Below are 24932 nucleotides of genomic sequence, written 5' to 3'. Positions count from 1 at the left end.
CGACTCCACACCAGCAGCCCCGCACGGCGACGGCTGCTCGGGAGTCACACGGCACGGCGCACGACGACAGGCACGGCACCAGGCACGGCGACAGAGCCCGCGGTACGGACCATCGGGGTACGGCGCGCGGCGCAGCACGGCACACGGGGAAGAGAGGCGCGGCAGTGTCCGAGCCGCACGACGACGAGGCTCCGGAATGGCTCTCGGCCACAGAACTCGGCATGTGGCAGGCGTTCCGGAACGGCAGCACCTACGACCTGAGCGTGCCGAGTCCGCTCCTCAACGACCCGGCGGCGGCCGGTCCTTGGGGCGAGCACCGCACGGTGCGCGCCCGGGTGATCGCCCTGCTGCTGCTCAGCGGCCCCGCCGCGCGGCCGGGCCGGGTGTCCGCGCTGAAGCTGCGCGGGGCCCAGATCAGTGGGTCGCTGGATCTGGCGGGCGGCAATGTCGAGCCGTACGTGGAGCTGACGTACTGCCGGTTCGAGCGGGAGGTGGTGCTGCCGGAGTGCCACTTCACCACGCTGCGGATGGTGGGGTGCGTGATCCCGCGTCTGGAGGGGGCCCGGCTGCGCACGGAGGGTGATCTGCATCTGCCGCGCTGCCGGATCGCGCGCGGGATCCGGCTGACCGACGCCCAGATCGGTACGGACCTGCTGATCAGCCAGATATCGGTGCGGCCGGACAGCAACAGCCGGGCGATAGCCGCCGACGGGATGTCGGTGGGCCAGGATCTCCAGGCCGAACAGATCGAGACGTACGGCGAGTTCAGTCTGCGCGGCGCGAAGGTCGGGGGTTCGCTGATGCTGCGCGGCAGCCGGCTGCGCGCGGCGGGCGAGCGCCGCGCGCTCAACGCGCCGCAGCTGACGGTGGAGCGCTCGCTGTATCTGACGGCGGCGGTGGTGAGCAGTGCGACGGGCCACGCCAACTCCACCCCGCCGTACGGCACGGTCTACACCGGCGCGCACGCGACGCTGCCGCCGGGCACCGAGATCCGGCACTTCGAGTGCTACGGCGGTGTGCGGCTGGACGACGGCCGGTTCGGCGACACGGTCGATCTCCTTCAGGCGCGTTTCCTGATGGCGGCCGGTGAGGAGCTGTCGCTGCGCCGGATCACGGCGACGGAGCTGCGTTTCCAGTGCGAGCGCCCGCTGGAGGGCCGGGTGGTGCTGAACGGGGCGAAGATCACCACGTTGATGGACCTGTCCACGAGCTGGCCGGGCCCCGGTGGTCTGGCCATGGGCGGCTTCACGTACGAGAACGTGGTGCCGTCCGGTCATTTCCCGCTGACCCGGCGGCTGGAGTGGCTGGACGCGGCGACGCCGGAGTATTCGCCGGAGCCGTACGAGCGTCTCGCGCAGGTGATGCGCAACAGCGGCGAGGACGCCGACGCGCGCGAGGTGCTGCTGGCCAAGCAGCGCAGGCGGCGCGAGACGCTGCCGATGGCGGCGAAGGTGTGGGGCTATCTCCAGGACTGGACGGTGGCGTACGGCTACCGGCCGGGCCGGGCCGCGCTGTGGATGGCGATGCTGTGGGCGGCGGGCACGTTCGCCTTCGCCCGGCACGCGCCGGAGCCGCTGAAGGGCGCCGAGCACCCGGCGTGGAATCCGGCGCTGTATGTGCTGGATCTGCTGGTGCCGGTGATCAATCTGGGTCAGGACGGGCACTGGCGGACGGAGGGCGGCTGGCAGTGGCTGGCGGCCGGGATGGTCATGATCGGCTGGATCCTCGCCACAACTGTCGCAGCGGGTGCCTCACGTCTCCTGCGTCGCGGCTGACACAGCGCGCCGTCCGCTTTCTTTGCTTCCCCTTGACCTGTGGGGAGACAACCTTTCACCTACCACGAAAGCTTCACACCCGCCCTCTGGCGCGCCTGCGACCTGCGGTTTTCAATGGTCCGCACCATGTCATTGATTCGCGCCCTGGTGAGCACCGCGCGCATGCTCCGGCACACCCCGAGGCTCGCCGACGGGCTTCCGCCGGACGACGCGGTACTGCTCGACGCCCCCGACGACCGGCTCGCCCCGGCGCTGGTCTCCGCCGCCCTCGGTGAGTACGAGCACGCGGCGAAACTGCTGGCGGCCACGCGCGACGCGGCCGAGTGGGAGAACCGCGACCGCTATGTGATGCGGCTGGCCGCCTTCGCCCACCACCGGGACGCCTGGCTGGGCCGCTGGCTCGCCGCCGCCCCGGGCGACCCGGACGCGCTGGTCGTCAAGGCGGAGCTCACGGTGCGCCGGGCCTGGGAGTCCCCGGCCCGTGCCGAGCTGCTGCGCGAGGCGGGCCCGCTGGTCGGCGCGGCGGCCGGGGGCGACCCGCGCGACCCGGTGCCGTGGCGGATCGCCCTGGACCACGCGCGCGGCACGCACGCGGGCCACGACGCCTTCGAGTCGCTGTGGGGCGAGGCGGTGCGCCGCTCCTCGCACCACTACGGATGCCATGTCGCGGCGCTCCAGTACCTCTCCGCCCAGTGGCACGGGTCGCACGAGGAGTGTTTCGACTTCGCCGAGCAGGCCGCCGCCGACGCGCTGCCGGGGTCGCTCGTCAAGGCGCTGCCGATGCGCGCCGCGTTCAGCCGGCTCACGGGCGGCGATCCCGCCCCCGTGACGGCCGGCCGGGTCGACGCGGCCTGCGACGAGGCGATCGACCTCTCGTCGGTGTACGCGGTGGGTGACCCGTGGCCGGCCGAGGTGCGGAATCTGCTGGCGTACGTGCTGGTCGCGCGGCAGCGGTGGGACGAGGCACTGGAGCAGTTCCGGCTGATCGGCCCGTACGCGACGTCCTTCCCGTGGACGTCGCTGACCGACGATCCGCTGGGCCGCTTCCTGGAGACACGCGACGGAGTACGCCTCCAGGTGGCCTCCGGCATGCCGTTGTGGAACAGGACCGACCGACGGCGTCCGCGCGGCCATTACGCTTGACCGTTGTGACCACCGCACATCTCCCCCTGTTCCCGCTGAACGCGGTGCTGTTCCCGGGCCTCGTGATGCCCCTGAACGTCTTCGAGGAGCGGTATCGCGCCATGATGCGCGAGCTGCTCAAGACCGACGAGTCGGAACCCCGGCGTTTCGTCGTGGTCGCCATCCGGGACGGGCACGAGAGCGCGCCGACCGCCTCCGGCATGCCCGACCCCACCTCCGTGCCCGAACGCCGCCCCGCCGAGGGTTTCGGCGCCGAGCCGATGAAGTCCTTCCACGAGGTGGGCTGTGTCGCCGACGCGACCAGCATCCGGGAACGCCCGGACGGCAGCTTCGAGGTGCTGGCCACCGGCACCACCCGTGTCCGGCTGCTCTCCGTCGACCCGGGCGGGCCCTATCTGACCGCCGGGGTCGAGGACCTGGAGGAGGACGCCGGAGAGGGTGCGGGGGCGCTCGCCGAGGGTGTGCTGCGGGCCTTCCGGAGCTATCAGAAACGGCTGGCGGGGGCACGGGAGCGGTCGCTGTCGACCGGTGACGACCTGCCGCACGAGCCGTCCGTCGTCTCGTACCTGGTGGCGGCGGCGGCCGTGCTGGACACCCCGGCGAAGCAGCGGCTGCTCGCCGCGCCGGACACCGTGACCCGGCTGCGGGAAGAGCTGCGGCTCCTGCGGTCCGAGACGGCGGTGATCCGGCATCTGCCGTCGCTGCCGGCCGTCGATCTCACCCTGAAGCCCACCAGCCCGAACTGACGTCCCGCCGGCTCGGCGACGTCGGCCCGGCGGCCCGCGCGTCGGCCCACACGAGGAACAGGTCCCTTGGCGAAGAAGCAGGCGAAGAAGGCCGCGGGAGGCACCCCGGCGACGGTCGCGCTGACGGCGGCGCGGGCGGAGTTCACGCTGCACGCGTACGAGCACGACCCGGCGACGCCCTCGTACGGCGAGGAGGCCGCGCGGGCGCTCGGGGTGTCGGCGGACCGGGTGTTCAAGACACTGGTCGCCGACGTCGACGGCGACCTGACCGTGGCGGTCGTCCCGGTCTCCGGCTCGCTGGACCTGAAGGCCCTCGCCACGGCGGTGGGCGGCAAACGGGCGGCGATGGCGGACCCGGCCGCCGCGGAGCGCACCACGGGCTACGTACGCGGCGGGATCTCGCCGCTGGGCCAGCGCAAGCCGCTGCGTACGGTGGTCGACTCCTCGGCCCGGGAACACCCGACGGTCTGTGTCTCGGCGGGCCGCCGGGGCCTGGAGGTGGAGCTGTCGCCGTCGGACCTGGTGGCCCTGACCTCGGCGACGCTGGCCCCGATCGCCCGCGCCTGACGCCCGGCGGGGCCGTCGGCGCCCGCTCCGGGCCCGTCCTCGGGTCCGGCGGGGCTGTCAGCTCCCGCCCCCGGTCGGACCGTCCCCGGGTCCGGCGGCGGGAGGATACGGCGGGCCGAACGGGACCCACTCCGGCTCCGGATCACGCGGTCCGAACAGCGCCGTCAGCCCGAGATGCACGATCATCGCCGCCACCGGCCACGCCAGCAGCGCGCCCCGCGCGTTCAGCTCCAGGGGCGCGTCGAACGTCGCGCCCTCCCCCACCGCGCGCGCCTGCGCGACCACGTCGTCCGGGCCAAGCCCCCAGCCGACCAGCCAGCCCAGCCCGGAGGCGAGCAGCCCGCCCAGTGCCAGACCCACGACCAGCGGGATACCGCCGCGCCTGCGGAACCAGAAGACCAGCGCGGCGCTGACCACGCCGAATCCGAGGGCCAGCAGCACGAACGTGCCGTCCGCGCCGATGGCCTCCTCGCCCTCCGTGTCCTTCAGGAAGACGGCCGACTCACCGGCGATCAGCGGCACCCGGGGCGCGAGCCAGAACCAGAGCAGACCGAGCAGGACACCGGAGAGCGCCACGACGAGCGCCACGACGGCGGCCTGCCTCAGCTCGGTCCTCGTGTCGGTCTCCGCCACCGTCCCGGCGCCGTGCGCCGTGGCTCCCGCTTCCTGCGGTTTCTGCCAGGGATCGTCGTTCGGCGGCTGGTGGGGCGGCGTCAGGGGTGCGGTCACCCCGCCATGGTGCCAGGCATGGCCCGGCGGTGCCTCATCGGACCGCCGCACGCCGGTACGCCCAGGTCGCCACGGCCAGGGACGCGACACCGACACCCGCGCAGACCGCCAGATCGAGCACGACCGCCGGCCAGTCGGGATGCCGGTCGAAGCTGCGGGCCAGGGCCTCCACACCGTAGGTGGACGGCAGCAGATCACGGGCGTACGCGATCGGTCCGGGCAGCCGCTCGGCGGGCAGCACGCCCAGCAGCAGCGCGGCGGACATGCCGAGCTGTCCGAGCAGCGTGGCCAGCTCCTGCCGGGGCGCGAGCAGCCCGAGCGCCGCGCCGAGACCGGCGAGCGCGGCACCGGAGAGCGGGATGACGGCCACGAGCACCCAGAGATGGGTGAGCGGCAGATCGAAGAGGAGGCTGCCGGTCACGGCGGTCACGGCCGTGCCGGGCACGGTGAAGGAGGCGTACGCGCCGGCCGCGCCCAGCACCACGGCGGCGGGCGGCACCGGCAGCGTCGCGTAGTGGTCGAGCCCGCCGGTCGCGCGGAGCTGGCCGAAGTACTGGGCGAGCAGGTTGAGCGCGACGAAGGCCACGACGAGCACACTGGACCCGGCCACCACGGCCCGCGCCTCGGCACCGCCGTCGACGACCCCCCGCATCAGGATCATGATCCCGACGGACTGGAAGGTCGCGACGAAGAGCAGCGGGATCCGGGCGACCCGGGCCCGTGAGAGCTGCGCGCGGTACACGGCGGCCAGCGAGGGCAACAGCCGCGCCCGGGGCGCCAGCGCGGCCGGCCACCCGTCGTCCCCGTCGGTCACGGCACGGGGCTCCGGTACGGTCCGGCTCTCCCCGGTCTTCCCGGCGACGGCTTCCGCGGGCACGATGCTCACCTGGCGCTGCTCCTGTTCGCTGCGTACGACCGACCACGCCACACGCACGCCGCCGACCGCCCCCAGCGTGCCATACGGCTCCGGGCCCCCGAACGCCCCGTGGGAACGGGGCCCTTGCGCACGGGAGCCCTCCCAGCCCCTCCGGCGCTTGAGGAGCGAGCACTGTCAGCCCCTCCGACGCTTGAGGAGTAAGCACTGTCAGCCCCTCCGGCGCTTGAGGAGCAAGCGCTGTCAGCCCCTCCGGCGCTTGAGGAGCGAGCACTGTCAGCCCCTCCGGCGCTTGAGGAGCGAGCACTGTCAGCCCCTCCGGCGCTTGAGGAGCGGGGTCCGGGGCGGCGCCCCGGTTTCGGGAAGGGGCGGGGAGGGGAGCAGGCCCGCCGCAGGCGCCACCCCCGCGCCCGCCCACCACGCGCCGGCGCACAGTCGCACACCCGCCCACCCGCGCTCCACCCACCGCGCGTCCCCCGGTGGCGACCCGGCCCACCCTCGGAGCCGTACGAAATCATGACTTCACCAGGCCCGCGGGCCGCCCGCCGCCCAGCGCCAGATACACGTCCTCCAGGCTCGGCGTGGCCAGCGTGAAGTCGTCCAGCGCCGCGAACGCCGCGCCGCCGGTCACCGCCGCGACCGCCGCCCGCGCCTCGTCGGGGGCCAGCCGCAGCACCCAGCGCCGCCCCGACTCCTGCGCCGATCCGCGCAGCGCCGCGACCTCGGGCACGTCGAGCGGGGCACGTTCGCGCCAGACGAGTTCGAGCCGTACGTCGCCCGCGACCTGTTCCTTGAGCCCGGACGGGGTGTCGCAGGCGATGACCTTGCCCCGGTCCAGCACGGCGACCCGGTCGAGAACCGTCTCCGCCTCGATGACGTTGTGGGTGACGAGCAGCACCGTCACGCCGCGTTCCGCCCGGCGCCGGTCCACCGCCGCCCACACGGCACGCCGGGCGACCGGGTCCATGCCGGTGGTGGGTTCGTCCAGGACGAGCACCGGCCGGTCCCCCACCAGCGTCGCCGCGAAGCACGCCATGCGCCGCTGCCCGCCGGAGAGCTTCTTCAGCGGGCGGGCGGCGAGTTCCGTGAGCCCGAGTTCGGCGAGCACCGCGTCGCGCTCGGCGCGTGCCTCGACCTGGGTGAGCCCGCGCAGCCGCCCCGTGGTCTCGGCCGCGAGTGCCACGGTCAGCTCGTCGAGCGCGGTGGACTCCTGGCCGAGATAGCCGATGAGCCGGGAGGCGCGTTCGGGGTGGCGCACCAGATCGTGGCCGAGGACGTCGACGCTGCCGGAGTCGGGCCGCATGAGCCCGGTGAGCTGCCGTACGAGGGTGGACTTGCCCGCGCCGTTCGGGCCGAGCAGCCCGAAGATCTCGCCCTCCCGCACGTCCAGGGAGATGCCGTCCGTGGCGCGTACCTCGGGTGTCGCGGGGGTGCCGCGCCGGCCGCGCGCGGCGGGATACGTCTTGACCAGTTCCCGTACCGCGCACACCGTTCTCACGAGGCACGAGCCTACGGGGTCCGGCCGTCCGGAAATCGCCGGGGGCCGCCCGGGGTCGGGGCCGCCGCCCTGCGGGGACACGGCCCCGGGTCCCGTACCGGCCCCGGTGTCACGCCGGACGCGGCCCCGGACATCGCTCCCGGCGTCACTCGGCCGCGGGGGTCCGTTCCCCGGCCGCCCGTACGTCGATCTCGCGCCAGAACCCCGCCCGGATCGCGTACCGGTCGTGCTCGTCGATCTGGTCGTCCTTGTGGGCGAGCAGCCCGAAACGGGCCGCGTACCGCAGCACCTCACCGTCGATCCGGTGCGGAATCCGCGGGTACATCGTGGACAGTTTCTCCACGTGCCCGGCGTCGGGCAGCCGCTCCACCCACCGGCGGGCGAACACCTGCCCCACCTCGAACGGGTCGCCGCCGACCGTCGTGATGTCCTCCTCGCGGTCGGCCCAGCGCTGCTCGGCGCTGGTGAGCTGCGCGAGCGTCGGCAGCGACGCGGTCTCCGGCGGCTCGCCGAGCGGGCCGCCGCCCGGACGCTCCACCCAGCCCCGGTCGGACGACCAGCGCAGCGTCGCGTTGCCCGGCACGGGCTGCGCGGTGTGCGGGCCGGCGGCGCGCAGGGCCGCCAGGTCCTTGGGGGTGGGGACGCCCTTGCCGCCCGTGGGCGCCGGATGCGCGGTGCCGGGGGTGTGTACGGGCGGGTGCTGGGTGGCCGGCGGCGCGGAGCCGTTGCGCGTGGCCGTGGCCTGCGCGTCGGTCGCCCGTTCGGCGGAGGCGGCGAGCGCCGACTCGGGCAGCGGCGCGGAGAGGATGGCGGCGATCTCGGGCCGGGGCGCGGGCGACGGGGCGCAGACCCCGCCGAAGTCCTTGGCCTCCTTGGCGCGTACGGCCTTGGTGATCCAGGCCCGGTCGAGGACCCGGCGTTCGTCGGCCTCGGCGACCAGGTCCTCGGACTGGTTGTAGTCGCCGTCGGCCGCCTGCACCGCCCAGAGGTGCACGGCGACGCCGTGTTCCTTGGCGGACATCAGTCCGGGCAGCAGATCGCCGTCGCCGGTGACGAGCACCACGTCCGAGCAGGCGCGATTTCTGGCCAACTCCGTGAGCTCGGCGTGCATCGCGGCGTCCACGCCCTTCTGCGCCCAGCGGCCGTCGCTGCGGGTCAGGGCGCCCAGCCGGACGGTGACACGTGACATGACGCGCAAGCGCCGGTGTTCGGGCTGCGGGACGCGGTCGGGCGCGCCGTCGAACCAGTAGATACGGAGCAGGGGCTGCTCCGTATCGGCCTCGGCGCGCTCGCGCAACCCCTGGATGAGGGCGGCGTGGTCGACGGTGATGCGTGAGCGGGCCGGCTCTCCGGCGAGGAGACTCGCGGCGGCGCCCAGCAGATAACCGGCGTCCACCAGGACGACGCAGCGGTCCACGTGTTCCACCTTCTTTCGGGAACGTCGCGATCGGGGAGTTGCTACGGCTTTCCATCGAGTCTGCCCGACCGCTACTTGCTTAACGGCCGGAACTGGATCATCGGCGTGGCGTATCTCCCGCGATCACCCCTACGAGACTCTGGACTTTGGTCAGTTACGCACAGCAATGATCCAAAATGCGACAGTAAGCGGCATATGTGAGTCTGGTCGCGGCCCTGGACCCCACATCCTTCAGGAGGCAGCACCATGGCCAAGAACCGGAACCGTGACCGCGGCCGCGAGGGCGACGGACAGCAGAACCGTTCCTCCGCCGAGCGCGGCACCGAGCAGTCCACCAGCTCCTCGGACGCCAAGACCGAGCAGATACAGGCTCAGGTCACACCGACCGACGTGCCGCGCAAGGGCCGCCAGAAGAAGTTCGGCCACAACTGACGCGGCGGCGGCGCGCACGACGAGAGGGGCACGTCCGGGAGACCCGGGCGTGCCCCTCCGTGTATCCCGGGCGCACGCGGCCGGGATCCTCCGTACGGAGGCCGGACCGAGGGTCGAACCGCCGTACGCCGCCGGGTGGTTCACCGGCACGGGAGCGGGCGTCCGGCACGAGCGGGGCCCGGTCACGGTCGTACCCCGGCTCGTGCCGTCGCGGCCCGACTCCTGCCGCACGCCCGCTTCGGCGCCGGATCCGACCACGCCACCGTTCCGGGCCCCGCGAACCTCCGGGACCACCGGGCGGCGGACGGGCACGCACCGGTACCTTCGTGCGTTGCCAGTACTGACGACGCCGTCACCCGAGCGGGGTGACGTACGCGCATGCCTGCCCATACGCATGCGCGTGTGCGCGTTCGTTCGTTCCACCCCCCGTTCGTCATGTCCCAGGAGGCACCACCCATGTCGGTCCCGCGCCCGGTCGAAGCCGCTGACCAGCAGCGAGGGGAGGAGATCCTCGACGTGTTCGGCACCGCCTTCGGTGCCCTGCTCGCCGCCGATCCGGCCGCCTTCCAGGTCAAGTTCCGCAAGATGGCGGCCTCCGCGTTCGCCTTCTACCGGGGAACCGCGTGCCTCTTCTACAACGACCTGGCGCAGGAGCGCGACGGCGGCCCGTACGTGGACGACCGGACCGGCCGGGTCTGGATCCACGGCGACCTGCACGCCGAGAACTTCGGCACGTACATGGACGCCAACGGCCGGCTCATCTTCAACGTCAACGACTTCGACGAGGCGTACGTCGGCCCGTTCACCTGGGACCTCAAGCGGCTGGCCGCCTCGCTGGCGCTGATCGGCTACACGAAGGCCCTCAGCGACGACCAGATCAGCGAACTCGTCCGGATCTACGCCTCCGCCTACCGCGAGCGCATCCGCGCGCTGGCGACGGGCGCGAAGAACGACGAGGTGCCCCCGTTCACCCTGGACACGGCGGACGGCCCGCTGCTCGGCGCGCTGCGCGTGGCCCGCTCGCTGACCCGCTTCGGGCTGCTCGACTCGATGACCGAGATCCGCGACTTCGAACGCCGCTTCGCCTCCGGCGGCGGCTCCATCGAACTGGACGCCGCCACCCGCTACAAGGTCCTCGCGGCCTTCGACGGCTACCTGGAGACCCTGCCGGAGTCCAGCCTGACCCGCCCCGACTCCTACCGGGTCAAGGACGTCGTGGGGCGGCGCGGCATCGGCATCGGCTCGGCGGGCCTGCCCTCGTACAACATCCTTCTGGAGGGCAACAGCGACGCGCTGGAGAACGACGTCGTGATCTACGTCAAGCAGGCGCAGACCCCCGCCGTCTCGCGGCACATCACCGACGAGGCGGTACGCGGCTACTTCCAGCACGAGGGCCACCGCACGGTCATCTCCCAACGCGCCCTCCAGGCCCACGCGGACCCCTGGCTCGGCTGGACCGAACTCGACGGCGCGGGCCAACTCGTCGCCGAGGTCTCCCCGTACGCGGTCGACCTCGACTGGTCGGACATCGACGACCCGGCGGAGATAGCCGCCGTCGTGGCCGACCTGGGCCGGGCGACGGCCACGATGCACGGCGCGGCGGACGACGAGAGCGGCCACTCCCTGGTCCCGTTCTCCACGGAACGCGCCATCGACGCGGCGATCGCGGCGGACGAGGAGGGCTTCCCGGACCTCCTGATCACCTTCGCCCACACCTACGGCGCCCGCGCCCGCGCGGACCACCAGATCTTCGTGGACCTGTTCCGGAACGGGCGACTGGGGTGACGGGGGCGGCGACGGCAGACCGGGCGGAGGGGCGCGGAACCGTATCGCGGAGAAATATGGCCGCTGTGCCGGAATTTGACGAAGCAGGCAAATCCAGGCGCCTGCCCGTCTAGACCCCCAGGTCGGCGCCTGTGCTCCCCGCAGGTGCGGGGTTGGTCCCGCGATGTACTCCTCGTCGACGATCAGCAGCGAGTACTCCCCGCAGGTGCGGGGTTGGTCCCTCGACGGCGGTCCCGGCTGCGAGGTCGAGGTGGGTGCTCCCCGCAGGTGCCGGGTTGATCCCGACCACATGACGTAGCTGGCGCGTACGACGGGGTACTCCCCGCACCTGCGGGGCTGGCCCCGCCCAGCCCCGCCGCCAATCCCGCCCGCACCTCACGCGATCGCGGGCCGCCGACGTCATGTCCCGTACCCCGCCTGTCACCCATCCGCGTGCCCTTTGACGGGACAGAGCAGAGGCCCAGGTCGCAGCCGGTTCCGGCTCACGGGTTCGGGCACCGCACACGGCCTCCTCCGCGAAGGCCGGACGTTTCGGCACGCCCTCGCAGTACGGTGGGAACCTCACTCTCCGGCGGGGGTAGCTGTGAGCACCACACACGAGTCCGGGATGGGCGACCGCCTCGCGGAACTGCGGCTGCGGCGGAAGCTGACCCAGGAGCAACTGGCCGAGCGCGCCGGTATCTCCGTCGATGTCATCCGGAAACTGGAGCAGGGCCGCCGCAACTCCGCTCGGCTCTCGACCATCAACGCCCTGGCGAGCGCGCTGGACACCGAGCCGAGCCATCTGGTCGGGCAGCCCACGACGTTCGAGGGGGACGCGGACCAGCAGGACGGGCCGCCGTCCGTTCTGGCGTTGCGGGAAGCCGTCTCGCCGGTCGCCGATCTTCTCGGCGGGGACGACGATCCCGAGGACCCTCCCACCCTCGACGCGCTGCGCGCGGCCCTGCGCTCCACGGAGGACATCCGCAGGGAGGGTCGTATGGGGGAGATCGGCCGCCTGCTTCCGCAGCTCATCCGCGACGCGCGCGCGGCGGTTCACGCTTCGACGGGCAGCGACCGGGCGGCGGCCAACTCCGTTCTCGCCGTGGCCTGTCAGGTGGCCGCGACGACGCTCACCGGCCTCGGTAAGGAGGACGCGGCGTTCACCGCGATGGAGCGGTCCCTGGCCGCCGTCCGGGAGTGCGACGACCCGGGCCTGGAGACGATGGCGGCCTCCACCCTGGCGTGGGTGCTCACCCGGCAGGGCCGCCTCGCCGATGCCGAGCGCGTCGCCCTGGCCCGCGCCGAGAAGATCGAGCCCGGCTTCCGGTCCTCGCCGCGGGATCTCGCGCTGTGGGGAATCCTCCTGCTGCGCGCGGCGACAGCCGCCGTACGACAGGAGAAACGGGCCACGGTGGCCGACCTCATGCGGCTGGCGAAGGGCGCGGCCGAGAGCATGGGCGAGGACCGCCTCGTCTATGCCACCCCCTTCGGTCCGACGAACACCGGCGTCGCCCATGTCAACTTCCTTGTGGAGATGGAGAAGGCCGACGAGGCGATCGCTGCGGCGCGCGCCATCCCCGGCCTCAGCTCCCTGCCCCCGACGTGGCGGGCCCGCTTCCAGGTCGACCGGGCGCTCGCCTACAACGACCTCGGCAAGGACCGTTCAGCCGGCCGGGCATTGCTGCTGGCCGAGGCCGACGCCCCGGAGTGGATGCGGTACCACTCCACCTCGCGACGGCTGGTTGAGGAGTTGAGGGGGCGCGCCTCCCGCGCGGACACGGAGATACTGGGTCTGGCCGCCCGACTCGGTCTCGCCGGGTAGGACACGGCGTCCTACCGGGTACGCAAAATGGCACCGCACGCCCCTGGGGTTGTGATCGCACAGCTACCTAACGTGGTCGACACATTGCGGCGCCGGGCGACTTCACCGGAGGCTCCGGTACCGCCCCTGTCCCAAGGAAGCCGACCGTGACGCAACAACCGCCATTCGCCGCCGGCCCGCCGCGCCCCGCGCCCACCGAAACGGACGCCGCCTACACCACCGCGTACGACGCGTTCATGTCCCACGTCTCGGACTGCGACGCCTGCCGACACCGCGGCGCCGACTGCCAGGACATCGGCCCCCTCAAGGACCGGCTGCGCGCGACCTGGTCGGCGAGCATGGCCACCAGGCAGGCGGCGACCCGATGATCCCACCGATGACACCCACCCCGGCCCCGAACCCGGCCCACCCCGACCACCACCGCCGGGACGGCGACCGGCCGCACCTCACCCCCGCCGAGCTGGACCAGCTCACCGCCGTCCTGGCCACCATCGCCACCCTCGCCTGGGGAACCCCCTCGTGATGTGCGTCTCAGGGGTGCACGACTTCCCCTTCGAAGACCCGACCGGCGCGTACTGCCCCGAACACGGCGCAACGATCCTCTTCCACAACGCCCGCAACCCCCGCAACGCCCGCAACACCCCCACCCCACCCGAGGACCCGCCGCCCCACGACCACCACCCCGACCGCCCCGCCCGCTGACCCCCGCCCCGGCCGGATCCCGCCCCGTCGCCCCCGACCTTAAGAGCCCCTTACAGCCCCTCGTGGCACACTCGGCGGCAATGGCCATATCGGCGGCACGGCTCAGGGCGCTGCGGGCGGCGTTGTTCACGGCTCTGGTCGTGACGCTGTCCGCCGGTTCGCATGTGCTGTTGTCGCAGGCCCCGCTGCCGTTGTCCGTCGTGGCCGTCCTGTGCGCCGTCGTGTTCCCGGTCTCCTACGCCCTCGCGGGGCGGGAGCGGGGCTTCTGGCGCATCGCGGGCCTGCTCGTCCCGCTCGAACTGGCCGCGGACACGATATTCACCACCGGCCAGACCGTGTGTTACGGCCCTTCGGGCGGCCCCGTCACCGGCTCGCTGCGCGCCGTCGGGCTCGACGTGCTGTGCGGTGGCGGAGGCGTCGGCTCGCCGCTGCCGGGCGTTTCCAGGGACGGCGCGGCGGCGACCCTGCTGGGGTCCCCCGCGCCCGCGCTCCCGTGGCTGCTGCTCGCCACGCATGTCGCGATCGGTCTGCTGGCCGCGTTCTGGCTGCGGCGCGGCGAGGCCGCCCTGGCCCGCTCGGCTCGGGCGGTCGCCGGGTTCGCGTTCCGGCCGCTGCTGGTCGCGGTCGCCGTGGCCGGCACGGTGCGCCGTACCGTACGGCGGCTGCCGCGCCCCGCTGCCCGCCCCAGCACCTCCCGTACGTATCTGCTCACGCACTCCGTCGGACGACGGGGACCACCGCGCTCGGCCCTGCTCCCGGCCTGAGCACGACGACGGGCGCCGTTCCCGGCCGCCGTCGATCCCCGCGTACCCGCACATCAAGACTTTCGGAGTGACCCGTCATGAGCGCACGCAACAGCAGCACCAACAAGGCAGCGGCCCGCGAGAGGCTGCGTGAGGAGCGCGAGCGGCAGGCGAAGAAGGACCGGACGCGCCGCCAGCTGGTCGTCGCCGGTTCCACGGTCGCGATCCTGGCGATCGCCGGGGGCGTCGGTTTCGGCGTCGCCCAGGCGAACAAGCCCTCGCACTGGGAGGCCGCGAAGGACGCCAAGACCGTCACCGCGCCGAAGCACACCTCCGGTGAGAACGGCACGACCGTCGTCATCGGCAAGCCGGAGGCGAAGAAGACCCTGGAGCTGTACGAGGACTCCCGCTGCCCGATCTGCGCGACCTTCGAGCAGCAGGTCGGCGGCACGATCCAGAAGGACGTCGACGCGGGCAAGTACAAGATCCAGTACGTGGGCGCCACGTTCATCGACAACTCGGACAACGGTGAGGGTTCGAAGAACGCGCTGTCCGCGCTGGGCGCCGCGCTCGACGTGAGCCCGGAGGCGTTCTCGGCGTACAAGACCGCGCTGTACTCGGAGCGGAACCACCCCGCCGAGAGCGAGGACAAGTTCGCCGACGACGGCGTCCTGCTCAAGATCGCGGACTCGGTGGACGGTCTCAAGGGCAACGCGGCGTTCGAGAAGAACGTCAAGGACGGCACCTTCGACGCCTGGGCGATGAAGATGTCGGCGACGTTCGACAGCAGCAGTGTGCAGGGCACGCCCACGCTCCGGATGGATGGCAGGACGGTCACCGGGGCGGGCAGCGAGAACGCCCCGCTCACGGCGGCCGAGTTCACCCAGGCGATCACCAAGGCCCTCGCCGGCTGACTCCCCGCCCCGCCACCGGGCGCGGGAGGGGTGGCGCGAGGCCACCGGAGCGCGACCAGGGCGTGACGGCGTACGGGCCGCCCCACCGCGGCCCGTACGCTGACCCGCATGGGCGGGGGCGACGGGACCAGGATCATCGACGGACGGTTCGAGCTGCTGGAGCGGCTCGGCAGCGGCGGCATGGGCACGGTGTGGCGGGCCCGCGACATCGTGCTCCACCGTGAGGTGGCGCTGAAGGAAGTACGGGCGCCCGACCCCGCGCTGGCGGCGGCCACCCCGGACAGCCAGCGGGTGCTGCGGGAGCGAGTGCTGCGCGAGGCACGGGCGTTGGCGAGGATCAGCCATCCGCATGTGGTGACGGTTCATCACATCGTGGATGTGGCACCGCATCCGTGGATCGTGATGGAGCTGCTGCCCGGCGACACCCTCCAGGACCGGCTCGCGCGCGGCTCGCTGGACCCGGCCGGGGCGGCCGGGATCGGCCGTCAGGTGCTGTCCGGGCTGCGGGCCGCGCACGCGGCCGGTATCCGGCACCGCGACGTGAAGCCCGGCAACGTGATGCTGCGGGAGGACGGCTCCGCGGTCCTCACGGACTTCGGCATCGCCGCCCTCCAGGGCTCGACCTCCCTCACGGCCACCGGCGAACTGGTCGGCTCCCCCGAGTACTTCGCCCCGGAGCGCATCCGGGGCCACGACGACGACCCCGGGTCCGACCTGTGGTCGCTGGGGGTGACGCTGTACGTCTGCGTGGAGGGGGTCAGCCCGCTGCGCCGTGCCACGACGCTGGCCACGCTCGCCGCCGTCCTGGACGAGCCGGTCCCGCCGCCCGTACGGTCCGGGGTGCTCGCGCCCGTACTGAACGCGCTGCTCGTACGCGACCCGGCCGCGCGGCCGGACGCGGCCACGCTGGATCTGATGCTGGCCCAGGCCGAGTCGGGCACCGCACCGGACTGGGCGCCCCCGACGGGCACCACCGGCGCGCCGCCGGCGGCCTCGCCGTCTCCGCCCGGTCGGACGCCGCCGTCACCGCCGCCCGTTCCGGGTCCGCCCGTTCTCGGTCCGACGGCGACGACGACCCGGCCCGACCTGCCGCGCCCGGTGGTGGACACGGGGCCGGCCGGGCCCGCGCGCGGCGGGCGTACTCCGGTCTTGGTCGCCGCCGTCGCCGTGGCCGTCGCGCTCGTCGCGGCGACCGCGCTCGTCGTCACCCTCCGGGGCGGCTTCGGCGCACTGTCCGCCGGGAAGGGCGGCGAAAGGACCGGTGAGGCGAGTGCGGCGGCGAACGGCGGGCCGGCCGGTTCCTCCCCCGAGGAGCCCCCGGCCTCCGGGCCGTCCACCACGTCCCCGCCCCCGGAGACGGACCCGGCCGACGAGGGACCGTCCGGCGCCGATCTGACCGGCAACTGGGTCGCCCAGCTGATCTCCACCGAGAAGTCCGCGGGCCCCGCCGCCCGTGAACGGCAGGCGGCGGCCCTGCGCGCCAAGGGCATCACCAACGCCCGCTACCTGGACAGCGACAACCACGCCTCGCTGAAACCGGGCTACTGGATCTTCTACGTCTCCGGCTTCGGCAGCGGCACCCACGCCGTCGACTGGTGCCGCACCCGGGGTCTCGACTCGCGGGACAGCTGCGTGGGCCGTTACGTCAGCGACGACGCGGCCGACCGCCCGTATCTGTGTGCCCCGGCACCGGACGGCGCCACCACGGGACGCTGCACACGCGACTGAGGCCCCTCCCGCCCCTGGCCGCCATGTCCCGGACGACTACCGCCCGTCCGCCAGCGACTCGACGAACGCGAGGCCCACGCGCCAGGTCTCCTCGGCGGCCCGCGCGTCGTGGTCCGGCAGGTCCGGGTCGGTGTAGAGATGCCCGACCCCCGCGTAACGGTAGATCTCCACGTCCGCGCCGACCGCCCGCATCCGCAGATACCAGGCGTTCAGCCAGTCGTGCGGCTCGGCCACGTCCGGGTCGGCGACATGCAGTTGCACGGGCAGGTCGTCCACCGACGCGTTCTCCGCGATGTCCGACGTGCCGTGCATCAGCAGCAGCCCGCGTGCGCGGGAGTCGCCCAGCGCCAGTGTCTGCGCCACCGAGCCGCCGAAGGAGAAGCCCGCGTAGACCAGACCGCGCTCCGAGTAGGGCGCCACGGCCAGCACGGCCCGCCTCAGCAGCTCGTCGGAGCCGATCTTGTCCACCAACGCCCGGCCCTCCTCGGCCGTTCCGGCGGTTTGCCCCTCGAAAAGGTCGGGCACGTGCACCTGGTGTCCGGCAGCGCGCAGCCGTTCGGCCCCCGCGCGCACCGCCGGGCGCAGGCCATGGGCCGAATGAAAGAGAACGACGTCCATCCGCCCATCCTGCCAGGTGGGCCCTCTCGTCCGAATCCGGAGCCATGGAGAACGTACTGCGACCGCTGACCGTGCTGGGTGGCACGGTCGTCCTCACGCTGCTGCTCGGCTGGGTCGTCGACCTGCTGCTGCGCCGCGCGGACGCCCGTCACCCGGAAACCCCGCTCTGGGGGCTGCTGCGCCGCTGCCGGCTGCCCCTCCAGGTGGTCCTGCTCACCGCCCTGCTGCGCGCCACGTACCGGCAGACCCGGTGGTGGATCGTCGAGAACCACGAGGCCGTGATCGGCCGCGCGCTGGCACTGGTCCTGATCGGCGCCGGGGCCTGGCTGGTGATCCGTATAGCCGCGGCCGTCGTGGAGTCGACGTACGCCCGTTACGCGACGTCCGCCCGTGACCGGGCGAAGGTCCGCCGCGTCCGTACGCAGGTGACGCTGATCATGCGGATCGTGACGGCGGTGGTCGTGGTCGTGGCGGTCGCCGCGATCCTGCTGACCTTCCCGAGCATGAAGACGGTCGGCACGTCGATGCTCGCCTCCGCCGGCATCATCGGCATCGTCGCCGGTGTCGCCGCGCAGTCCACGCTCGGCAACCTCTTCGCCGGCTTCCAGATCGCCTTCGGCGACATGGTGCGGATCGGCGACACGGTCGTGGTGGACGGCGAGTGGGGTGTCGTCGAGGAGGTCACGCTGACGTTCCTCGCCGTACGGACATGGGACGAACGCCGTATCACGATGCCCGTGTCGTACTTCACCAGCAAGCCGTTCGAGAACTGGTCGCGCGGCGGGGTCCAGATGACCGGCACCGTCTTCTTCCAGCTCGACCACTCCACGCCGGTGGGTCTGATGCGGGAGAAACTGCACGAGATCCTTCAGGACACGGCCGCCTGGGACGGGCGGGACTGGAGCCTGGCCGTCACCGACACCACCCCGAGCACCATCGAGGTCCGGGCCGTGGTCACGGCCAAGGACGCCGACGACATCTGGACCGCGCGCTGTGCCGTGCGGGAGCAACTGATCGGCTGGCTGGCGGACGAACATCCGTACGCGCTGCCCCGGTTCGCGACCGCGCAGGCGGCGGTGGTCCCGGCCCGGCGGAAGAACGGCGCGGCGGCGTTCGTCAAGGCTCGCGCGCAGGAACCCGATCCGGCGGTGACGGAGAACGCGGAAGGCGATCCGCGTACGGGCCGGGGCTGACAGGGGGCGGCGGACCGGCCGCCGCTTCCGCGAACCGGGCGCCCCTCCCGCTCACCGCAGGCTGCGCACGTCCAGATAGCGCAGCACCCGGTCCACCACCTCGGGGTTGGCGTTCGGTTCGCTGCGTGCCGCGAGGACCTCGTGCCGGGCGGCCGACATCATCTCGCGCTGGATCCGCTGCAAGGTCCTGACCCGCTGGCTGCGTTTGGCGACCCAGTCGCGCCGTTCCTCGTCGATCACGTCGGGGCTGATCCGCGCCCCGATGTCGAACGCCCCCCGGGCCAGGCGCTCGCTCAGTTCCTCCGGGAGGTCCTCGACCTCCTCGATCTCCTTGAGGCGGCGCTTGGCGGCGCGGGCGGCGCGCACGGCCAGTTCGTGCTCGAACCCGCGCTCGGCCTCGGTGTCGGCGCGGACCCCGAGGCGCTTGACGATCCAGGGCAGGGTCAGCCCCTGGAAGACGAGCGTGGCCATGATGACCGCGAACGCGATGAAGATGATCACATCGCGGCCGGGGAAGGGTGTGCCGTCGTCGGTCTCCAGCGGAATGGCCAGCGCCAGCGCGACCGAGGCCACCCCGCGCATCCCGGCCCACCACATGATGACGGTCTCGCGCCAGCCGACCGGGAACTCCTCCTCGTAGTCCTGGAGTTTGTGCAGTCGCCTGGTGAGCCAGACGGCTGGCAGCAGCCACAGCAGCCGTACGCCGACGACGACCCCGATCACGGCGGCCGACCAGCCGAGCAGCGCTCCCAGCCGGCCCTCCGCCCGGCCGAAGGCGTTGTGCAGTTCGAGTCCGACGAGGCCGAAGGCGATGCCGGTGACGAGGATGTCGACGATCTCCCAGAACGTGTTCCCCGCGAGCCGTCCGAGCACGTCGTCGGCGTCGGCGGTGTGTTCGGCGAGGAAGAGCGCGGTGGTGAGGACGGCGAGGACACCGGAGCCGTGCAGTTCCTCCGCCAGGACGTAACTCACGAACGGCACCAGCAGGCTCAGGCCGACCTGGAGGGGCGCGTCGCCGAGCAGCGCCATCAGTTTGTTGGAGAGCCAGGCGAGCGCGACACCGACGACGACGGCGACCACGGCGGAGAGCACCAGCGTGCCGGCCGCGCTCGGCCAGGAGAAGCTGCCGCTCACCACGGCGGCGATGGCCACGTGGTAGAGCACGATCGCCGTGACGTCGTTGAACAGCCCCTCGCCCTCCAGGATGGAGACGAGCCGCCGGGGCAGTCCCAGAGACCCGGCGACGGCGGTCGCCGCGACGGGGTCGGGCGGTGCGACGAGCGCGCCGAGGACGAACGCGGCGGCGAGCGGCAGTCCGGGGACGACGGAGTTGGCCACGGACGCCACCGCCGCCATGGTGACGAAGACGAGCGCCACGGCGAGCAGGAAGATCGGCCGCAGGTTCGCCGTGAACTGCCGCCAGGAGGTGCGCTGGACGGCCGCGTACAGCAGCGGCGGCAGCAGCAGCGGGAGGATCAGGTCCGGCGGTACGTCGATGTTCGGTACGAAGGGCAGCAGCGCCAGGACGATGCCGAGGAGGGTCATCAGCACGGGCGACGGCAGGTTGAGCCGTTCCCCGAGCGGCACCGTCACCACGGCGCCCAGCAACAGCAGGAGCAGCAGGGCGAACTGGGCCACGACGCGCCCTCCGGGATCTCGGGCCCTGACGATCAAGGCCCTTCAACCCTGCCACGCCCGCCGTCGAAACGGGCCGAGGCGCTGCCTCCTCGCGGTCCGTGCACGGACCGCGAGGAGAGGTTTCAGCGCCGCGAGAAGGGGGCGGGGGTCCGCTTACGGCGGTCGGACCAGGCCGGTCCGGGCGCCGTGGAGGGTCCGGTCAGCGGATCCGGTCCCTGATCCAGACCCCGGCCTCCTTGAGCACGCCGGTCCCGGAGAACCGGCCGGCGTTGCAGGAACCTTCCTTGAAGACGGCGCCGGAGCGGTTGTCGTCGGAGTAGTTCCAGTTGGTCCAGGAGATGTTCTTCCGCTTCATCAGGTCGAGGAAGCGCTGGGACATGCCGAAGTCGTTGGCGCCCTCGCCGGCGTAGTTCTGGGTGCCGAACTCGGTGACGAAGACGGGCAGTCGGTCCGACGCCCGGTCGAGCGCGGACAGGTACTCGTCCCGGTGGGACGCCGCGTAGAAGTGGAAGGTGTACATGATGTTCGAGGCCCGGACGGGGTTGTTCACGACCTCCTTCTCGTCGGCGCCGTCCGAGACGCCGAAGGACGACCAGGCGCGGGTGCCGACGAGGACGACCGCGTCGGGGTCCTGGGCCCGGATGACGGGGATGATCTTCTCCGCGTACGACTTGACGGTGGACCAGCTCACGTCGGACGGCTCGTTGGCGATCTCGTAGAGGACGCCGGGGTTGTCCTTGTACTTCTTCGCCATGGCGAAGAAGAAGGTCTTCGCCCGCTCCAGGTTGAAGTTGGGGTCGCCGGGGCTGAGCATGTGCCAGTCGATCACCGCGTACATGCCGCGCCGGGTCGCGCCGTCCACGAACTTCTGGGCGAGCGAGGTGAAGCGCGCCGGGTCGGTCTCGTAGCCGCCCTCCTGGACGTACGTGGAGACGCGCAGGACGTCGCCGCCCCACTCGTTGGCGAGGACGTCCAGCGAGCCGTCGGTGACGCACTGGGAGTACCACTGGGTGCCGTGCGTGCTCATGCCGCGCAACTGGACGGCTTGTCCGCCGCTGTTGCAGAGGCGGTTGCCGCAGACCTTGAGCTGGCCGTTCTCGCTGATGGGTGAGGCGGCACCGGCGGGAGCGGCGGGGGCGGGCGCGGGGGCGGCGCCCGCCCTGACCGGGGACAGCAGGGCGGTGACGACACCGAACGCGGAGGCCGCGAGCAGTGCCTTGCGGCCGAGGCGCGACGGGGCGCGGCCGGCTCGGGACGTGCGGGATTCGGGGTGCTGGGGCATGGGGTGGTGCTCCCTTCGGGTGGGGTCCGTTCTGGGAGTGCGACTGCCGGAGGCCGTGACAGCAAGTGAAAGTTAGGGTTGTTTCCAATCACCCGTCAAGAGTGTTGGTAAAGTTTCCTAACGATTGAACCTCAGAGGTCTCCCCCGACCACCCGACTGTCCGAACCGCCCCCCTTCGCCCCCGCCGCCCACCGCCGCCGGGCCCCAGGACCCAGAACCCCAGGACCCGGACACACGTGATCGCGGCCGGCTCCCGAAGGATCCGACCGCGATCACGTCACATCAGTTCACGCCGCCCAAGAGCACGCCACCCGAGGTCACGTCACCCGAGGTCACCACTCGCCACGGCGGGCCACATCACCGTCATACGTTGCTCTCGGCCCGCACCGTGTCGAGCGCGCGCTGGAGGTCGTCCGGGTACGTGCTCTCGAACTCCACCCACCGCCCGTCCGACGGATGCTCGAAGCCCAGCCTCATCGCGTGCAGCCACTGCCGGGTCAGCCCCAGCCGCTTGGCCAGCGTCGGGTCCGCGCCGTACGTCAGGTCGCCCGCGCACGGGTGCCGGTGGGCGGCCATGTGCACCCGGATCTGGTGGGTCCGCCCGGTCTCCAGCTTGATGTCCAGCAGCGAGGCGGACCGGAACGCCTCGATCAGGTCGTAGTGCGTCACCGACGGCTTGCCCTCGGCGGTCACCGCGAACTTGTAGTCGTGGTTCGGGTGCCGCCCGATCGGGGCGTCGATGGTGCCGCTCATCGGATCGGGGTGCCCCTGCACCAGCGCGTGGTAGCGCTTGTCGACGACCCGCTCCTTGAACTGCGCCTTGAGCGAGGTGTACGCGCGCTCCGACTTGGCCACGGCCATCAGCCCGGAGGTGCCCACGTCCAGCCGGTGCACGACGCCCTGCCGCTCGGCCGCGCCGGAGGTGGAGACGCGGTAGCCGGCGGCGGCGAGCCCGCCGATGACGGTGGTGCCCGTCCAGCCGGGGCTCGGGTGGGCGGCCACGCCGACCGGCTTGGCGACCACGACGATGTCGTCGTCGTCGTACACGATCTCCATGCCCTCGACCGGTTCGGCCACGACCCGTACGGGGGCGGCGGGTGCGGGCATCTCGACTTCGAGCCAGGCACCGCCCCGCACCCGTTCGGACTTGGCGACCACGGCGCCGTCGACCTGCACCTTCCCGGCGGCGGCGAGCTCGGCCGCCTTCGTACGGGAGAACCCGAACATACGGGCGATCGCGGCGTCGACGCGCTCGCCCTCCAGGCCATCGGGAACGGGCAGGGTGCGGATATCGGGAACGGTACTCACCCGTCGAGTATGCCTTGCCCCCACCGCCCGCCCACCCACGGACGGCCCTCCCCGCCCCGGAAGCGGCCCCGGAGAGGGCCTGGGACCGGGCGTCAGTCGCGGTGGACGGTCCCGTCGGGGTCCAGCCCGCGGAAGGACAGGATCACGATCAGGAAGCCGCCGCAGACGATCGCGGAGTCGGCGAGATTGAACACCGCGAAGTTCGCGGGCGCGATGAAGTCCACGACCGCGCCCTTGAACAGCCCCGGCTCCCGGAAGATCCGGTCGGTCAGATTGCCGAGCGCCCCGCCGAGCAGCAGACCGAGCGCGAAGGCCCAGGGCCCGCTGTAGAGCTTGCGGGCCAGCCGCGCGATCACCACGATCACGGCCACCGCGACGAACGTGAAGAAGAAGGTGTACGCCTCACCGATGCCGAAGGCCGCGCCCGCGTTGCGCACGGCCTCGAACCGGAGCAGATCGCCGACGACCCGGATCGGCTCGTGGTGCTCCAGCTCGGCCACCACGAGCATCTTGCTGCCGAGGTCGAGCAGATAGGCCAGGAGCGCCACGGAGAACAGCACGACGATCTTGCGCTTTCCCCGCACCGGCCCGGCGGGAGCCGCGCCCTCGTCGTCCACATCCGGCGTACCGATGACGCGCTCCGCCTCTGCCACGTGAGTCCCTCAAGTTAGATCCTGACCAGGTCCGATCGGCCGGACCGGCCCAAGGATCGAGGGTACGGCACCCGCCGGCGTCCTCAGCCGCGCCTTTCCTGCTTCTGCTTGTCCTCGACACACAGCGTGGCCCGCGGGAACGCCTGCATCCTGGCCTTGCCGATCGGCTTGCCGCAGACCTCGCAGAGACCGTACGTACCGGCGTCCAGGCGCAGCAGCGCCCGCTCCGTCTGCTCCACCATCTCGCGCGCGTTCGCGGCGAGGGACATCTCGTGCTCACGGGTGATGTTCTTGGTGCCGGTGTCGGCGTCGTCGTCCCCCGCGCCGTCGCCGGAGTCCCGCATCAGCCCGGCGAGCGCCTGTTCGGACGCGGCGATCTCGGCGTTCAGCCGGGCCGCCTCGCTCTCCAGACCGGTCCGCGCCTCCGTGACCTCCGCCGCCGTCCACGGGTCCTCCCCGGGCCGTACGGCGAGTTCCCCCGGCTCCGTGGTGCCGCGCGCCGGCGGTACCGCGGTCGCCGTGGCGCCCGTGGCCGCCCGCCCCTTGCCCGCTGCTGTCTTCTTCGCTGCCACCGTCCTGGCTCCCGTCTGTTCCGCGGCCTCGGCCGCCCCCTCGGCCGCGGACGCGGCCTTTTTCGCGGCTTTTCCGGCGGCGGCCTTCCGAGGAGGCGCCGTCTTCCTCGCCGCGGTCTTCTTCGCAGGTGCCTGGTGCTCCGGCCCGGCCGCGGTGGTCTCCTCCGCGTCCGGTGCGTGCGTCGCCGGTCCTTCTCGCTCCGGTGCTCTCGTGGCCGGTGTCCTCCCGGCGGCGGCCGTCCCGGCCGCCGGCTCTCTCGCCGCCGGGTCTCCGGGCGGCGGCTTTCCGGCCGTCGACCTCCCGGGCGCCGTCTTCCCCGGCGCCGTTCTCTTCGCGGCCGACTTCTTCGCGGCGGCCGTCTTCCTCGCGGCCGTTTTCTTGGCCGCTGTCTTCTTCGCGGCGGTCTTCTTCGCCACCATGGCCGCGGCCCCTTCACATTTTGTGATCTTGCACGCGAGTCGTTCTGGGACGATAAATCGACACCAGCCACGCGGCAACGGGGCACGCCGCCGCCTCGACCCGCCTCCGCCCGGGGCAAGACGAGCCTCCCACCGTTGTGCCCAGCTCCCCGCCCGGTAATCCGCCCCGGGGCCCGTACGGAGAAGTCCGCCGGGCCCGGCCGGACCATTCGGGTCAGCGGCGCGGCCCGGCGCCGCACGCCCGCTCCCGGCTCCCGGCCCGCCCGTGACGGCCGCGCGGAGGCCCGGAAATCCGGTCGGCCGGGCCCGCCCCGGCCCCGTACACTGGCCGCAGCGAGAGGCGTGGATGGGGACGAGTAGCTCCGAGAGCGGCCATGAGCGACCCGGGGAC

General features: G+C 72.6%; 24 protein-coding genes. 14 read left to right on the top strand and 10 right to left on the bottom strand.

Translation table 11 applies throughout. The features are described from left to right. Nucleotides 1-164: 164 nt before the first annotated feature. From OG875_RS23985 to ybaK, 4 genes are all read left to right on the top strand, one after another. Nucleotides 165-1775: an oxidoreductase gene (locus OG875_RS23985; protein WP_330176291.1), complete on the top strand. Its 1611-nt coding sequence runs from the start codon at nucleotides 165-167 to the stop codon at nucleotides 1773-1775. A 114-nt stretch (nucleotides 1776-1889) separates the two neighbouring features. Beyond that, the gene (locus OG875_RS23980; protein WP_330177884.1) at nucleotides 1890-2918 is read left to right on the top strand and encodes a hypothetical protein; all 1029 of its coding nucleotides are present in this window, start codon (nucleotides 1890-1892) and stop codon (nucleotides 2916-2918) included. Nucleotides 2919-2923: 5 nt separating this feature from the next. Then, nucleotides 2924-3664: an LON peptidase substrate-binding domain-containing protein gene (locus tag OG875_RS23975; RefSeq protein ID WP_330176290.1), complete on the top strand. Its 741-nt coding sequence runs from the start codon at nucleotides 2924-2926 to the stop codon at nucleotides 3662-3664. Between the two features lie 66 nt (nucleotides 3665-3730). Next, nucleotides 3731-4231, top strand: a complete 501-nt coding sequence (gene ybaK / locus OG875_RS23970) for a Cys-tRNA(Pro) deacylase (RefSeq protein WP_330176289.1) — start codon at nucleotides 3731-3733, stop codon at nucleotides 4229-4231. Nucleotides 4232-4288: 57 nt separating this feature from the next. Here the strand turns inward: ybaK and OG875_RS23965 are convergent, their stop codons facing one another. From OG875_RS23965 to OG875_RS23950, 4 genes are all read right to left on the bottom strand, one after another. After that, nucleotides 4289-4960 carry an ABC transporter permease gene (locus OG875_RS23965; protein ID WP_330176288.1) on the bottom strand — a complete coding sequence of 224 codons (672 nt, stop codon included), beginning with the start codon at nucleotides 4958-4960 and terminating at the stop codon, nucleotides 4289-4291. A 34-nt stretch (nucleotides 4961-4994) separates the two neighbouring features. Next, complete coding sequence (locus OG875_RS23960) at nucleotides 4995-5846, bottom strand: ABC transporter permease (protein WP_330176287.1); 852 nt, start codon at nucleotides 5844-5846, stop codon at nucleotides 4995-4997. Between the two features lie 502 nt (nucleotides 5847-6348). Then, nucleotides 6349-7323 (bottom strand): ABC transporter ATP-binding protein, encoded by a 975-nt coding sequence (locus OG875_RS23955; protein ID WP_330177883.1) that lies wholly within the window; start codon nucleotides 7321-7323, stop codon nucleotides 6349-6351. Nucleotides 7324-7477: 154 nt separating this feature from the next. Further along, nucleotides 7478-8758, bottom strand: coding sequence for an NYN domain-containing protein (locus OG875_RS23950; RefSeq protein ID WP_330176286.1), 1281 nt, complete (start codon nucleotides 8756-8758; stop codon nucleotides 7478-7480). Between the two features lie 237 nt (nucleotides 8759-8995). On the opposite strand from OG875_RS23950, the gene OG875_RS23945 reads away from it, so the two are divergent. The 9 genes from OG875_RS23945 to OG875_RS23905 all read left to right on the top strand — a co-directional run bounded on the left by OG875_RS23945 (nucleotide 8996) and on the right by OG875_RS23905 (nucleotide 16857). Further along, nucleotides 8996-9181 carry a hypothetical protein gene (locus OG875_RS23945; RefSeq protein WP_330176285.1) on the top strand — a complete coding sequence of 62 codons (186 nt, stop codon included), beginning with the start codon at nucleotides 8996-8998 and terminating at the stop codon, nucleotides 9179-9181. A gap of 456 nt (nucleotides 9182-9637) precedes the next feature. Then, complete coding sequence (locus OG875_RS23940) at nucleotides 9638-10966, top strand: DUF2252 domain-containing protein (protein WP_330176284.1); 1329 nt, start codon at nucleotides 9638-9640, stop codon at nucleotides 10964-10966. A 607-nt stretch (nucleotides 10967-11573) separates the two neighbouring features. Continuing rightward, nucleotides 11574-12770, top strand: a complete 1197-nt coding sequence (locus OG875_RS23935) for a helix-turn-helix domain-containing protein (protein ID WP_330177882.1) — start codon at nucleotides 11574-11576, stop codon at nucleotides 12768-12770. Between the two features lie 146 nt (nucleotides 12771-12916). Then, nucleotides 12917-13138, top strand: a complete 222-nt coding sequence (locus OG875_RS23930; protein ID WP_330176283.1) for a hypothetical protein — start codon at nucleotides 12917-12919, stop codon at nucleotides 13136-13138. A gap of 8 nt (nucleotides 13139-13146) precedes the next feature. Further along, entirely contained in the window at nucleotides 13147-13293 is a 147-nt protein-coding gene (locus OG875_RS23925) for a hypothetical protein (RefSeq protein WP_330176282.1), read from the top strand. After that, complete coding sequence (locus OG875_RS23920; protein WP_330176281.1) at nucleotides 13293-13472, top strand: hypothetical protein; 180 nt, start codon at nucleotides 13293-13295, stop codon at nucleotides 13470-13472. The genes OG875_RS23925 and OG875_RS23920 overlap by 1 nt, the downstream gene beginning before the upstream one ends. A gap of 80 nt (nucleotides 13473-13552) precedes the next feature. Beyond that, complete coding sequence (locus tag OG875_RS23915) at nucleotides 13553-14236, top strand: hypothetical protein (protein ID WP_330176280.1); 684 nt, start codon at nucleotides 13553-13555, stop codon at nucleotides 14234-14236. A 77-nt stretch (nucleotides 14237-14313) separates the two neighbouring features. Then, nucleotides 14314-15129, top strand: a complete 816-nt coding sequence (locus OG875_RS23910) for a DsbA family protein (RefSeq protein ID WP_330176279.1) — start codon at nucleotides 14314-14316, stop codon at nucleotides 15127-15129. Between the two features lie 108 nt (nucleotides 15130-15237). Continuing rightward, nucleotides 15238-16857, top strand: coding sequence for a serine/threonine-protein kinase (locus tag OG875_RS23905; RefSeq protein ID WP_330176278.1), 1620 nt, complete (start codon nucleotides 15238-15240; stop codon nucleotides 16855-16857). Nucleotides 16858-16893: 36 nt separating this feature from the next. Here OG875_RS23905 and OG875_RS23900 read toward each other — a convergent pair whose 3' ends face one another. Beyond that, nucleotides 16894-17511: a dienelactone hydrolase family protein gene (locus OG875_RS23900; protein ID WP_330177881.1), complete on the bottom strand. Its 618-nt coding sequence runs from the start codon at nucleotides 17509-17511 to the stop codon at nucleotides 16894-16896. Nucleotides 17512-17519: 8 nt separating this feature from the next. On the opposite strand from OG875_RS23900, the gene OG875_RS23895 reads away from it, so the two are divergent. Further along, nucleotides 17520-18668 (top strand): mechanosensitive ion channel family protein, encoded by a 1149-nt coding sequence (locus OG875_RS23895; protein ID WP_330176277.1) that lies wholly within the window; start codon nucleotides 17520-17522, stop codon nucleotides 18666-18668. Nucleotides 18669-18719: 51 nt separating this feature from the next. Here the strand turns inward: OG875_RS23895 and OG875_RS23890 are convergent, their stop codons facing one another. The 5 genes from OG875_RS23890 to OG875_RS23870 all read right to left on the bottom strand — a co-directional run bounded on the left by OG875_RS23890 (nucleotide 18720) and on the right by OG875_RS23870 (nucleotide 24541). Continuing rightward, nucleotides 18720-20306, bottom strand: a complete 1587-nt coding sequence (locus tag OG875_RS23890; protein ID WP_330176276.1) for a Na+/H+ antiporter — start codon at nucleotides 20304-20306, stop codon at nucleotides 18720-18722. A 199-nt stretch (nucleotides 20307-20505) separates the two neighbouring features. Further along, nucleotides 20506-21588 carry a glycoside hydrolase family 5 protein gene (locus OG875_RS23885; protein ID WP_330176275.1) on the bottom strand — a complete coding sequence of 361 codons (1083 nt, stop codon included), beginning with the start codon at nucleotides 21586-21588 and terminating at the stop codon, nucleotides 20506-20508. Nucleotides 21589-21951: 363 nt separating this feature from the next. After that, the gene (locus OG875_RS23880) at nucleotides 21952-22896 is read right to left on the bottom strand and encodes an RluA family pseudouridine synthase (protein ID WP_330176274.1); all 945 of its coding nucleotides are present in this window, start codon (nucleotides 22894-22896) and stop codon (nucleotides 21952-21954) included. A gap of 92 nt (nucleotides 22897-22988) precedes the next feature. Continuing rightward, nucleotides 22989-23549: a signal peptidase II gene (gene lspA / locus OG875_RS23875; RefSeq protein ID WP_330176273.1), complete on the bottom strand. Its 561-nt coding sequence runs from the start codon at nucleotides 23547-23549 to the stop codon at nucleotides 22989-22991. Nucleotides 23550-23632: 83 nt separating this feature from the next. Next, nucleotides 23633-24541: a TraR/DksA family transcriptional regulator gene (locus OG875_RS23870; protein ID WP_330176272.1), complete on the bottom strand. Its 909-nt coding sequence runs from the start codon at nucleotides 24539-24541 to the stop codon at nucleotides 23633-23635. Between the last annotated feature and the right edge of the window lie 391 nt (nucleotides 24542-24932).

It is taken from the genome of Streptomyces sp. NBC_01498 (assembly GCF_036327775.1).
Lineage (GTDB): Bacteria > Actinomycetota > Actinomycetes > Streptomycetales > Streptomycetaceae > Streptomyces.
Note: the sequence above shows the minus strand (reverse complement) of the source record. Positions and strands in the feature narration are given on the sequence as shown.

Excerpts from the sequence above, each read along its gene's own strand:
- OG875_RS23945 (WP_330176285.1), top strand. The coding sequence starts at position 8,996 with ATGGCCAAGAACCGGAACCGTGACCGCGGCCGCGAGGGCGACGGACAG.
- OG875_RS23885 (WP_330176275.1), bottom strand. The coding sequence starts at position 21,588 with ATGCCCCAGCACCCCGAATCCCGCACGTCCCGAGCCGGCCGCGCCCCG.
- OG875_RS23920 (WP_330176281.1), top strand. The coding sequence starts at position 13,293 with ATGTGCGTCTCAGGGGTGCACGACTTCCCCTTCGAAGACCCGACCGGC.
- OG875_RS23895 (WP_330176277.1), top strand. The coding sequence starts at position 17,520 with ATGGAGAACGTACTGCGACCGCTGACCGTGCTGGGTGGCACGGTCGTC.
- OG875_RS23935 (WP_330177882.1), top strand. The coding sequence starts at position 11,574 with ATGGGCGACCGCCTCGCGGAACTGCGGCTGCGGCGGAAGCTGACCCAG.
- OG875_RS23905 (WP_330176278.1), top strand. The coding sequence starts at position 15,238 with ATGGGCGGGGGCGACGGGACCAGGATCATCGACGGACGGTTCGAGCTG.
- OG875_RS23870 (WP_330176272.1), bottom strand. The coding sequence starts at position 24,541 with ATGGTGGCGAAGAAGACCGCCGCGAAGAAGACAGCGGCCAAGAAAACG.
- OG875_RS23980 (WP_330177884.1), top strand. The coding sequence starts at position 1,890 with ATGGTCCGCACCATGTCATTGATTCGCGCCCTGGTGAGCACCGCGCGC.
- OG875_RS23940 (WP_330176284.1), top strand. The coding sequence starts at position 9,638 with ATGTCGGTCCCGCGCCCGGTCGAAGCCGCTGACCAGCAGCGAGGGGAG.
- OG875_RS23910 (WP_330176279.1), top strand. The coding sequence starts at position 14,314 with ATGAGCGCACGCAACAGCAGCACCAACAAGGCAGCGGCCCGCGAGAGG.
- OG875_RS23925 (WP_330176282.1), top strand. The coding sequence starts at position 13,147 with ATGACACCCACCCCGGCCCCGAACCCGGCCCACCCCGACCACCACCGC.
- OG875_RS23915 (WP_330176280.1), top strand. The coding sequence starts at position 13,553 with ATGGCCATATCGGCGGCACGGCTCAGGGCGCTGCGGGCGGCGTTGTTC.